This is a genomic window from Streptococcus suis, assembly GCF_046032115.1.
In the GTDB taxonomy this organism is placed as follows: Bacteria; Bacillota; Bacilli; order Lactobacillales; family Streptococcaceae; genus Streptococcus; species Streptococcus suis_AJ.
In genome coordinates this window covers 34,773-46,441 of sequence record NZ_JARQOZ010000016.1, presented here as the reverse complement: position 1 = coordinate 46,441, position 11,669 = coordinate 34,773, and the positions used below count along the sequence as shown (strand labels likewise).

General features: G+C 39.9%; 7 protein-coding genes, 1 tRNA gene and 1 pseudogene. 5 read left to right on the top strand and 4 right to left on the bottom strand.

Features of this window, described 5'->3' with window-relative positions; translation table 11 throughout:
* Positions 1–4,248, bottom strand: a 4,248-nt coding sequence (locus tag P7J36_RS06470; protein ID WP_408551525.1) for a ZmpA/ZmpB/ZmpC family metallo-endopeptidase, incomplete at its 3' end; no start/stop codon positions are given.
* Positions 4,249–4,578: 330 nt separating this feature from the next.
* On the opposite strand from P7J36_RS06470, the pseudogene P7J36_RS06465 reads away from it, so the two are divergent.
* The 5 genes and pseudogenes from P7J36_RS06465 to P7J36_RS06445 all read left to right on the top strand — a co-directional run.
* Positions 4,579–5,130: pseudogene (locus P7J36_RS06465) on the top strand (MBL fold metallo-hydrolase); the annotation flags it as partial.
* Between the two features lie 118 nt (positions 5,131–5,248).
* Positions 5,249–6,280: a DNA polymerase III subunit delta gene (gene holA / locus P7J36_RS06460; RefSeq protein WP_408551526.1), complete on the top strand. Its 1,032-nt coding sequence runs from the start codon at positions 5,249–5,251 to the stop codon at positions 6,278–6,280.
* A gap of 77 nt (positions 6,281–6,357) precedes the next feature.
* A complete protein-coding gene (gene sodA, locus P7J36_RS06455) occupies positions 6,358–6,963 on the top strand; it encodes a superoxide dismutase SodA (RefSeq protein WP_408551527.1) in 606 nt (201 codons plus the stop codon).
* A 262-nt stretch (positions 6,964–7,225) separates the two neighbouring features.
* Positions 7,226–9,250 (top strand): surface-anchored 5'-nucleotidase, encoded by a 2,025-nt coding sequence (locus P7J36_RS06450; protein ID WP_408551528.1) that lies wholly within the window; start codon positions 7,226–7,228, stop codon positions 9,248–9,250.
* 196 nt (positions 9,251–9,446) lie between these two features.
* Positions 9,447–9,518: transfer RNA gene (locus tag P7J36_RS06445), tRNA-Arg, on the top strand.
* A 133-nt stretch (positions 9,519–9,651) separates the two neighbouring features.
* Here the strand turns inward: P7J36_RS06445 and P7J36_RS06440 are convergent.
* Genes P7J36_RS06440 through P7J36_RS06430 form a run of 3 tightly spaced genes read right to left on the bottom strand, consistent with a single transcriptional unit; the run spans position 9,652 to position 11,661 of the window.
* Positions 9,652–10,887 (bottom strand): chloride channel protein, encoded by a 1,236-nt coding sequence (locus P7J36_RS06440; protein WP_408551529.1) that lies wholly within the window; start codon positions 10,885–10,887, stop codon positions 9,652–9,654.
* Entirely contained in the window at positions 10,877–11,155 is a 279-nt protein-coding gene (locus tag P7J36_RS06435) for a chorismate mutase (RefSeq protein WP_408551530.1), read from the bottom strand. Before P7J36_RS06435 ends, P7J36_RS06440 begins: the two co-directional genes overlap by 11 nt.
* A 50-nt stretch (positions 11,156–11,205) precedes the next feature.
* Complete coding sequence (locus P7J36_RS06430) at positions 11,206–11,661, bottom strand: flavodoxin (protein ID WP_408551531.1); 456 nt, start codon at positions 11,659–11,661, stop codon at positions 11,206–11,208.
* Positions 11,662–11,669 lie beyond the last annotated feature (8 nt).

The window sequence follows — 11,669 nt, the reverse complement described above, 5'->3', positions numbered from 1 at the left end:
GGCTGTTCTGTTTTCATCGGCTTGATAGATAGTTGTAAATGGAACATCTTCAAAACGAACGGTTGTTTGAGGGGAAGTCGTATAGCGCCAGTAACCTGTATAGAAATGCTGTTTAGCAGTACTTTCAGAATCAAGTTCCCATCTGTCAAAGACCCATCTTCCATCCCCCTCTACAACTATTTCAGTAATCGCTTCTGGCTGTGGAATCACTTGATTAGGACTTTCCTTATCTTCTGGCAATAAATCTTCGACTTCACTTGGCAACATCTTATCAAGTTCTACGGACTCAAAATAATATCTTGCTGAGTAAGGCTGATGATAGATATAATTTCCGTCCTTGTCCATTTCAAGTATTTCATCCAGCGGTATTAGCTTGACGGAAAGCCCACTTTGTTTAGAAGCAACAGTGACGAATGTTTTACCGTCTGATTCAGAGAAATTCATATCTTTGCGTTTAAACAGGATAGTCGCTTGTCCGTCTAAATCTTGTAAGGCTAATTGTCCCTTATCTGTGAATTCTAATATTCCATCTCCTTTAAGTGATTGGAAACGAGCTTCTAAATCTCCCAAATTTATTTGGCTACCAGTTTCTACTGTTAATGCCTGTTGGATTGGATTGAGTGATTGGCTGTTTAGGGAGATAAAGGAATTGTTTTTTACTATGAGATTTGAGATGTTTTTTAACTCTACATTACTTGCTTTGCTATTATTAAAAATAAGGGTTACCTGATTGGTTTCAGGTGCTTGGAATTTATTGACCTGATTACTTTCGGAAGTGATTGTAACAGGAGAAGGTGTAGTCACTTCGACACCGTTTTTAATTTGTGTACCATTTGCAATCGCAATATCTGCGGCATTTTGGACGGTCATCTTATCGAAAACAGTTTCATTTGTATTTAAAATTTTCAAACTGGATTCACGCTTATCAGTTGTATCTGCTGATGAACCTATGATAAGACTAGGGCGTTTATCAGTTTGACGATTGGATATAAGAGTGGATACATGATCCATTGTCACTTGACCATCTATGTAGATGTTTCCAGGGACATTGCTTTCTGTTAAAGCATGAATACTTAAATTACGTAGGGTAACGTTATTTGAAATTTGAATACTCTCATTAAAAATAATCGCATTTTCACTGCTATCACTCTCAATGGTAACTGCTTTATTGATGACGAGTGGAGTTCGCTCGGTGGCATTGCCGACCAGTTTGATGATAGTACCATCTGTAGCTTTCTGCAAGGCTTCAGCCAAACTTCCCATAGGGGTATCTTCTGTCAGTCCTTGTCCGTTTCCGCCATTTTTTACATAGATAATGTCAGGCAAAAAGACACTATTGCGTAATTCATTATGCTGTAGTGCTTTTAAGAGAATGTCCTGTTTGACTTGGCGTACATGCTTTGTTTTGTTAGCAATTGAGGTCTGGATAGCAATGTTATTTAAATCTGTTTGAGTGACTCTAGCACGATTATTAAGCAGGCTATTGATGGAGTTGCGATAGGTTTTTAATTCATTTAAATCAGATTTTATGGCCTCTTCTAAATCCGTTTCAAGCTGGCTAGTCTGCCATAAATGATTGACAATTTCTTTATTTTCCAAGCGTTTATATTGTGCTTTTTTGAAACTAGCCCAATCTGAATATTCGTTTCCTAAGATTGCTTTAAAAGCTTCTGTATCGCTGCTGTATCTGTTACTGATGTAGCCTATAAAAGCATCCCAACCTTTCCAAGCCAGTATTTCGTAGGCATGTCTTTTAAAGGAAATGTCTCCAACGGTATTATTGCCACTTGGAGCTTCTGAAGCACCGTAAAAACTATCCAATAGTGGAACGTGGTCATACTGATTGTGACTTAATTCGAGTATAAGTGGTGAACTACCTCTAGGTATAAAACGACCGCTGACAGCATCTTGGTCAACTAAATCATTGATACTGCTAGGTTTAGTAAGTGGAGCAGCTGTTAAATATCCAAACGGGAGAAAGGCATCATTGGTAGAAGGGAGGTCGGTGTTTGTCGTTCCAATGTTAGAAGTCAGATTACGAGGTACTTGGACTACCTTATTGAAATAGATAGCTAATTCTTCTTCTGATAGAGTTTTTAAGGCAACCCTAGCTTCGATTGCTTCTAAATAAGCAATTAAATCGACCAGGTTTTTGGTATAATTGGCCAACTCTTCTGTAGAAGTTTGAGGTGTTAATGCTTGAGTACGATTAGAACTTTCAGCAATAGTGAGAGCGGTATTCAAATTAAAGACAGGTTTGTACTCACCAGGAACACCGTTTTGTGTATTATCAATTACTTCAAATAAACCTCGTGCATACACTTCAGGTCCTTGACCATTTCGACGGCCGGCACCTCTAAATAGTCTAGCGTCGTCATTTGTGTGGGTCATCTCATGTGTAAACAGAGCAATACCAGATAGGTTGCTATGCATAAAACGCGTTTCATACGCTCTGATTAAGCTCTCTCCCTGTGCAACACCTCCTAGTCCAACTCCTGAACGAACATAATTTTCCCAAAGATTCATTGGAGAGAAGAAATTGAGTACCGCAGAATGTGCAGAAGCACCTTCGTTAGGTGACCAAGTGTGTGCTTTGGTGGTCTCGTTATAGACGTTCATCGTATCGACTGCTAGTGTAAATGGAATAGTTGTACTATCTTTTTTAGCAGAGTTAAGGAAAGTCAACCAATTTTCTTGGTAGGTAAGGATTGTATCAAAGAAAGTAGATGTAGGTTGCTGTTTCCCACGTTCTTTAGTAAAGTTTTTCAACTCAGAGTACAGGTCTGTATACGAATCTAAAAGTCCAAGAGTCAAACTATTGCTAGTACCCGCAACGTAAATTCCTCTTCCTTGTGAGAGGATAGGGAGAATGTAATCTGGCTTATTTGTTTTTAATAATTCAAAGATGGAGATGTTTGGGCTTGTTCCAATCAAAGCTTGGGACTGTTCTGTAAAGTAACTATTGACATCTTTACCCTTTGATTGAGCAATTTTTTCAACCAATTCAGCCGTAGACTTAGTACCGGTATATTGGCTAATTAGGCGTTCCTTGAACTGATTCTGATTGAGATTTAAAGCAAGCGATCGTTTATCTGTAATACGCCCGCCATAAGCTAACAAGCGATCATAGGCACTTGTCTGGTCTGCTTGAATTTTGCCAATTGTATGTGGGGCAAAGACTAGCGTTTCTGGCAGGTCACTTTCAAAAGAGTATTGTTGCTGGAGATAAAGGACGCCACGGTAGAGTTGGCTTAGGTTGTTTTTGATGGTTCCAACAGTCAATCCATTCTTGTCTTTAAGTAACTGGCCGTTGTTATATTCAAGAAGTTGTTGGAATGTTTTTTTGGCTTCAGGTGCCAGGGCTTCTATACTGGCATCTTCGTAGAGATTTTTATTGACTTCAATCAATGCCAATTTTGTAGCTTCTGTTACTTTTTCGGTTCTTGTAAGATGACTGTACTGTGGGTCGGCCATTACCTGTTTGATAAGTGGAACCAGATATTTTGTAGTTTCAGAGGAACTCAACTGGTTTTTGGGTTTAACAAAATCCTGTAAGGCAACCTGGTCAGCGGTGGTTTCAAAGTTTGTAAGAATGAGGTTGTTAAGAGTTTGTTGTTCTTCAGTAGTTAGTTCCTCTATTGATTTTGATTGGTCGAGGCTTCCATTTTCAATTGCTTGGATAGCAGTATCATTTCCAGACACAGTAGTTGTGGGGCTTGTATTGGTTGCGGCACGAAGGGCTGTTGTTCCTTCGCTTGTGTTAGGTTGCTCTGCTTTATGACTGGTGTCGATAGTTTCTATTTTAGAGGATGATTCAGGGGAGGAAAGAGCAGTAGTTTCCGTTGGTAACTCTACTTCATTTACTGAGCTCTCTGTTGAAGATGAAGTTGTAGTGGTGTCACCGGTATTTGCAAGGTGGTCAGTATGACTGGCGGTAGATTCGGGTACCGCTTGTTCCGGACTGGTGCTTTTTTCTGTATCAGTTTGTCCCTCAACCGTATTATCTATGGTGATTTCTTCTTGAGTAGTAGTTTCCGTATTTTGAATGCTCTCTTTATTATTAGTAGCTTCCGTTGGTTGAGTAGTGATGTTTTCCTCTTCTCCTGTTGCGTTGCTAACAATAACTTCAACACTCTTTTCAGCGGCTGCTACAGTACTGTTTCCTTGAGTAAGAAATGCAAACCCGATACAAATGGACACAACACCGATTGATAATTTTTTTATAGAAAATCTTTGTTTCCGTTCCATATTTTCCCCTTTTCTAGTTCATGTTGTTATCTAGAATATAACAGAAATTAAGCGTTTTCGCAAATATACTGTATTTTGAACGGTTGTTGCTTACTTTAACTGACTAAGAACCTATATTATTTGTTTATACTTCCTAAGGCTAGATTTTAAGCTCTTCACCATTCGTTTCTCTAAAATACAGTCAGTATTCACCAAACTACCGAAAATCATCTTTTATCTAAAAGTACTTCATTTGTGAATATTGGTTCTTTGACAGTGAAAAAATCTTAATTAGAACTATTTCATTTTTCTTTTCAAATTAAGTGAATATTTAAGTATATAACCTGTATGGAAGATGGTGAAATCGTCTCAACCTTCCCTAATGCACAGATTTACATCAATGAAATTGAGTGGAATGAGGTAAGAAATCCAAATCCTAGAACCCGAGGGACCTATCTCAAGGAGAATTGGGAAGCCATCCAATCGCAAGTAATCACTTTCGGTGAATCGATTGAAATTATTCCAGGAATTGAGATGCATCGAACCGGAGGTCATAGCAATGGCCACTGCTTGATTCTCTTAAAACAAGAACACCAAACCATCATTCACATGGCCGATACTGTTCTGACTCATGTTCACCGCAATCCACTTTGGGTGGCTGCAGTGGATGATTATCCTATGGATAGCATCGCGGCTAAGACAAGGTAGACTAAAGAAGCTTATGAAAATGGCTACATTTTCTTGTTTTATCATGATCCATTTTACTCTCTGCTCCAATTTGACCCGTCTGGTCAAGAAGTCGTAGCCTATATGGAAAGACCGCGACCTCCAATTGTTCCTTTTACGGAGAAACAAGATAGGCGACTGGTCATTCCCGCAACTGCGAAAAATTTAGCGAACTAAAATGATGAAAAGCATGAAATCAAGGTATCTCAGCAATTGATTTTGTGTTTTTTCTTTTTTGACATTTTGCCAGCCTCATCGTTTTTGTGGTAAAATGAAAACAGAATATGAGGTATACATGTTAGTTATTGGACAGATTGAGACATTAAAAAAAGAGAAATTAGGCCCCTTGACTGTTTTATGCGGTGAAGATGTCGGCCAATATCAGATTGCAAAAGATTTATTGTTGCGACAAATCGATTTCGATCCTGCAGACCTTGGTTTTGCCTATTTTGATATGTCAGAGGCGGATTATAGTCAGGTGGATTTGGATTTGGTTTCTCTTCCATTTTTTTCAGATGAAAAAGTTGTCATTCTTGATTATTTTGCTGACTTGACGACGGATAAGAAGCGGCATTTGACGGATGACGAGCTCAAGCAATTTGAGGCTTATTTGGAAAATCCAGTTGACACGACACGATTGATTATCCTAGCCCCAGGGAAGTTAGATAGCAAACGACGCTTGGTCAAACTCCTCAAGCGAGATGGTCTGATTTTGGAAACTAGTCCTCTGAAAGAAGCCGATTTGCGCCAGTTTTTCCAGAAGGAAATTGGTCGCCTAGGTCTAAATATGGAGGGAGATGTTTTTCAATACCTCCTTGGAAAATCTAATTTTGACTTTGCCGAAATCAGTAAAAACCTAGCTTTTTTACAGTCCTATAAGGGACAAAAATTGATTACGATGGCAGACATTGACGCTGCCATTCCTAAGACCTTGCAAGACAATATTTTTGACCTGACACAGATGGTTCTCCAGTCCAAAATGGATGAGGCCCGTCAACTGGTTCGCGACTTACGACTACAGGGAGAAGACGAAATCAAATTAATCGCCATTATGCTGACCCAATTTCGGACTTATTTGCAGGTTCAAATTCTTCAAGAACAGGGTAAAAGTGAGCAGCAGATGGTGGCAGAATTGTCAGAAATCATGGGTCGGAAGGTCAATCCATTCCAAATTAAATTTGCCCTTCGAGATTCCCGTTACCTATCCATTGGATTTTTGAAAAAGGTAGTTCGCTTGTTGATTGAAACGGATTACCACATCAAGACCGGTCAGTTTGATAAGGATTACTTGTTTGATCTTGCCTTGTTAAAAATTGCAACATCGTGATTATCAGACAAAAAAATTGAAAAGGCTCTCACATTGGAGTACAATAGGTATATCAATTAGTATAGGAGAACAAAGAAATGGCAATTATTTTACCAGATCTACCATATGCGTACGACGCTTTGGAACCACATATTGATGCAGAAACAATGACCTTGCACCATGACAAGCACCATGCGACTTATGTTGCAAATGCAAATGCTGCCCTTGAAAAACACCCAGAAATTGGTGAAGACTTGGTAGCTCTTTTGTCAGATGTGGAGCAAATTCCTGCAGACATCCGTCAAGCCCTTATCAACAACGGCGGCGGCCACCTCAACCACACACTTTTCTGGGAATTGCTTTCACCAGAAAAAACAGAAATTTCAGCAGAGTTGGCAGCAGATATCAATGCAACTTTTGGTTCATTTGATGCCTTCAAAGAAGCCTTCACAACTGCTGCAACAACTCGTTTCGGTTCAGGTTGGGCTTTCTTGGTTGTCAATAAAGAAGGCAAGTTGGAAGTTATCTCAACTGCTAACCAAGACACACCAATCATGCAAGGTTTGAAACCAATCTTGGCACTTGATGTTTGGGAGCATGCTTATTACCTCAACTACCGTAACGTCCGTCCAAACTACATCAAAGCCTTCTTTGAAATCATCAACTGGAACAAAGTTGACGAACTTTATAAGGCAGCTAAATAAGAACAGTTCTCTTCCGTTTGGAAGAGATTTTTTAGTTGCGAAGAGTACTTTGGAGAGAATTGTGTAAGGAAAGAGGGCTGATTTTTCGTATTATGGATAAAAACAACAAGATATTTTCAGAAAAATGATGCAAAAGTAAGAATAAACGAATATTTTTATAATTTTTTGTTATAAATGACTGAATTAATATTGAAAAGCTGTAAAAAAAGGATTATTATGGATATGTCAATATGAAAAAAATAGAAGGAGCATTGTTTTGCTTATGAAAAAGAATATTCGGTTGAAAAGCAGTGTACTAGCTCTTGTAGCTGGTTTTAGTGTCATTACAACACAGGCTGTTTTAGCAGATGAATTAGCTGTCCAAATTATGGGAGTTAATGATTTCCATGGTGCGCTTGATACGACAGGGACAGCGCGATTGGAAGGGGAAACAGTTCGGAATGCAGGAACTGCAGCCTTGCTTGATGCTTACATGGATGATTCGCAAGCAGAATTTGAAGAAACAGCAGCAGAAACAGAAACACCTGCAGAGTCTATCCGTGTTCAAGCCGGAGATATGGTTGGTGCAAGTCCATCGAATTCTGGACTTTTACAAGATGAACCAACTGTAAAAGTCTTTAACAAAATGGATGTTGAATACGGTACTTTGGGGAACCATGAATTTGATGAGGGACTTGATGAGTATAACCGTATCATGACTGGTGAAGCTCCAAAAGAAGGTCAGTTTAATGAGATTGTAGATAATTATACTCATGAAGCAGCCAAACAGGAGATTGTTATCGCTAACGTTATTGACAAAGAGACGGGTGAAATTCCGTATGGTTGGAAGCCCTACGCTATTAAGACTATTCCCGTGAATGATAAAGAAGCAAATATTGGCTTTATTGGTGTAGTTACGACAGAGATTCCTAATCTTGTTTTGAAGAAAAACTATGAGCAGTACACTTTTTTGAATGAGGCAGAGACGATTGCTAAATATGCGCGTGAGTTAGCTGAAAAAGGTGTAAATGCGATAGTTGTACTGGCTCACGTCCCAGCTACAAGTAAGGATGGTGTGGCTGCTGGTGAAGCTGCAGATATGATTGCTAAGCTAAATGAAATCTATCCTGAACACTCAGTTGACCTTGTGTTTGCCGGTCACAACCATGTCTATACAAACGGTACAACAGGCAAAACCTTGATTGTACAAGCTACCTCACAAGGTAAGGCTTATGCAGATGTTAGAGCTGTTTATGATACAGATATTGCCGACTTTAAAGATGTTCCGACTGCGAAAATTATTGCAGTGGCACCAGGGCAGAAAACACCAAGTCCAGAAATTCAGGCGATTGTAGACGAAGCAAATACCATCGTTAAAAAAGTAACAGAGCAAAAAATTGGTACGGCTAGTCAAGCGACAGATATTTCTCGCGAGGTAAATGAATTTAAAGAAAGTGCTGTGGGCAATTTAGTAACATCGGCTCAATTAGCTATTGCTAAGAAATCAGGTTATGATGTTGACTTTGCAATGACGAACAATGGCGGGATTCGGGCAGATTTGAAGGTCCAAGAGGATGGAACAGTTACTTGGGGAGCAGCACAAGCTGTTCAACCATTTGGGAATATCCTACAAGTCGTTCAAATGACAGGTGAACAGATTTATACAGCCTTAAATCAACAATACGATGAAGGCGAAAAATATTTCCTTCAAATGTCTGGAGTTAAATATATCTACACGAAAGCAGATAATCCAACGGAAGAAAATCCTTACAAGGTTGTTAAAGCCTTCAAAGAAGATGGAACGGAGATTGTTCCGACAGAAACCTATACACTTGTCATCAATGACTTCCTATTTGGTGGTGGGGATGGTTTCTCGATTTTCAAAGAAGCTAAACTGATTGGCGCTATCAATCCAGATACAGAAGTATTTGTTGAGTATTTGACTGATTTAGAAAAAGCAGGTCAAACGATTAGTGCAACTATTACAGGTAGAAAAGCATTTGTAGAGGAGTACGTAGAAGAACCAAAAGCAGAAGAAAAAGGAGATACTGCTGGGACAACTACCGATACGAAAACACCTGAAAAAGCAAACGACGGTGGCGGTAGTGTAGCAAATCAGAAAGCAAACGAGCAACCGGCATCATCTGGAAGTGTGGCTCCTGTTTCAAATAAGAAAACTGAAAAAGCATCAGGGAATCAAACACTTCCAAATACCGGTCAAGAAGCCCTAGGCTCACTTCTTATTAGCTTGGGTGGCTTAGTTTCACTCGGAATGGCTGTCTCAATGAGACGTAAGGAAGGGGAATAGGAATCAAGCATAAAAACGACAAACTTTCGAAGTATGTTCTAGGAGCGCTTCTTTTAGAGACTATCATGAGAGGAATACATAAAAACAATTGTCTTTCATCTTAGAGTAGGTTCTGCTTTTTGTAAAAATTTGAAAAAAACTTATATAACCTTGCTCTTGCAATCTGCTCTCTTCTGGGTTACAATAGAGAGGCAGACTTCCCTTAGTTAAATGGATATAACAAATTCCTCCTAAGAATTAGTTGCAGGTTCGATTCCTGCAGGGGAGATAAAAACACAACAAAAACCCTTGATACACAAGGGTTTTGGTTTGTATAAAAAGTGACCGAGGGGCAAAAAAGAGGCAAACTATTCATCGTTATCACCTCCTGCATCTGCATGGATAGCAAAGAGGATTTTCGACTAACGCCAATTTATATTAGACCATGTTTCTATCAGTGAGATGGGAGCGTGTCCCCTCACCTGCATCCCATAAATAGTCTGTTTTCTGTTTATTAGATAAGCTATGGCAAGGACAGGAATGGCATAGGGCAGGATATTGGCTCCAAATACCTCATACCCAATAATTATCGGAGCCAATAAGGTATTGGTGGCTGTTCCAAATACGGCACAATACCCAAGGGCTACAACAAGTTCAGTTGGTAGACCAAGTAATCCAGCTAAAACAGCCCCAGCACTTGCTCCAATCGCAAAGAGGGGAGTAACTTCGCCCCCTTGAAAACCTGCAGCCAAACATAAACAGGTGAGTAGGAGTTTTATTAGCCAATCGTAAGCAAACACCTGTTCTCCAGCTAAACTGGCATCAATCAAATTGGTTCCCAAACCAGCATAACGACCTTGATAGAAGAAGAAAAGTAGAATGCTTAGTCCAACTCCCGTGATAGCTATTTTCATATAAGGATTTGGAAGCCATCGAGTTGAGATATTTTTTGCTTGTGCCAAAAACCAGGCAAATAGATTACCGATGAAACCGAAACAAAGGGCAATCAAGATCCATTTGAAACTATCTGTAAACTGGAATGAGGTAGTCGCGATGACGTGCGAAAATTTTTCTAATCCCAATAAATGAGAAGTAGTAGAAGCTGTGAAAGCGGCAACTAGACAATAGGGGAGACTAGTCCAAGCATATTGACCAACAATCAAGACCTCGATGGCAAAGAAACTAGCAGCCAGTGGTGTTTGAAAGAGTCCCGCAAAACCTGCAGCCATACCAATCTTCGTGATCATGTCTTTAGGCAAGTGTGTGAAACCTTGTTTTTGTAACCAATGCGAGAGACTGGCTCCAAGTTGGACAGCTACCCCCTCGCGGCCAACGGAAGCACCAAAAAGATGACTGAGCCAAGTTGTAAAAATGATGAGCGGAATGAGAACTGGAGAAATGTGCACATTTTCACCTTGTCCAGCTTTGAAGACTAAGCCCATACCTGCTTGGACTTCTCTGCCCCATTTTTGATAGACAAATACAATTAGCAGCCCTGCTAGTGCAAGAAAGGGAATGAGATAATTGAAATAGGTGGACCGTATATTCCCAAAGGTTAACAAACTCTTTCCAAAAAATGTGGTGACCAACCCGGCTATCAGTCCGATTAGGATAGAAAAGACTAGGAATTGGCTAGCTTGTTTGACTTTACTGGTCATCTTGAGCTAATTTTGCAGCTTGATAGGCTCTTGATTGGGCCATCATATCACTAAAGGTCGCTTGAATGGCAGAGCGGTAATCATCCTTTTGGACGAGGTTTCCAACTCGTTCAAGAACCGCATTTTCTCGGCTGGTATCCAAGACAGGCTTACCTGTTGCTCGTTTATAGGCTGTGACTTGGTCTACAAGCTCCATACGTTGTTCCAGCAAGTCAACCAGTTGGCTATCAATCGTATTTATTTGTTCGCGAATATGTTCTAAATTCATTGTCTTCTCCTTTTAAGAAAACCAGTAACGGCTGTTACTGGTTAAGATGCTTATTCATTTACTTTTGCAGCAAGGTCAGTTGCGAATTGCTCAAGGTTAACAATATCCTCGTCTTCAGCAGCCAGGTCTACCTTGACATTTTCAGCACCTTTTGTTGCTCCACGTGAACCCAACATGACATCAAAGTCATCTACTGCACTACAGAAGTCATCATAGAAGGTATCACCAGAACCGCAAACACCGTAGACCTTACCAGTCAAATCTAAGTCAGCTAGGTCAGCATAGAAATCCACAATTTCATCTGGAAGCTCACCGTCTCCACCGTAAGAATAAGTGTAGCTGGCAACGACAATCAAGTCCGCATCCAAGATTTCTTCTGTTTCAATGGTCGTACATTCGTGAACCTGTACTTCCAAACCTAACTCTTCTAGCTTACTGGCGACAATGTCAGCAATTTCTTCTGTGTTACCAGTCATACTAGCGTAAACAATTTTTGCTAGTGCCATAATTTCCT

What these genes read in the sequence shown, in the direction of transcription:
- holA (WP_408551526.1), top strand. Translation starts at nt 5,249, where the DNA reads ATGTTAGTTATTGGACAGATTGAGACATTAAAAAAAGAGAAATTAGGC.
- sodA (WP_408551527.1), top strand. Translation starts at nt 6,358, where the DNA reads ATGGCAATTATTTTACCAGATCTACCATATGCGTACGACGCTTTGGAA.
- P7J36_RS06450 (WP_408551528.1), top strand. Translation starts at nt 7,226, where the DNA reads ATGAAAAAGAATATTCGGTTGAAAAGCAGTGTACTAGCTCTTGTAGCT.
- P7J36_RS06440 (WP_408551529.1), bottom strand. Translation starts at nt 10,887, where the DNA reads ATGACCAGTAAAGTCAAACAAGCTAGCCAATTCCTAGTCTTTTCTATC.
- P7J36_RS06435 (WP_408551530.1), bottom strand. Translation starts at nt 11,155, where the DNA reads ATGAATTTAGAACATATTCGCGAACAAATAAATACGATTGATAGCCAA.
- P7J36_RS06430 (WP_408551531.1), bottom strand. Translation starts at nt 11,661, where the DNA reads ATGGCACTAGCAAAAATTGTTTACGCTAGTATGACTGGTAACACAGAA.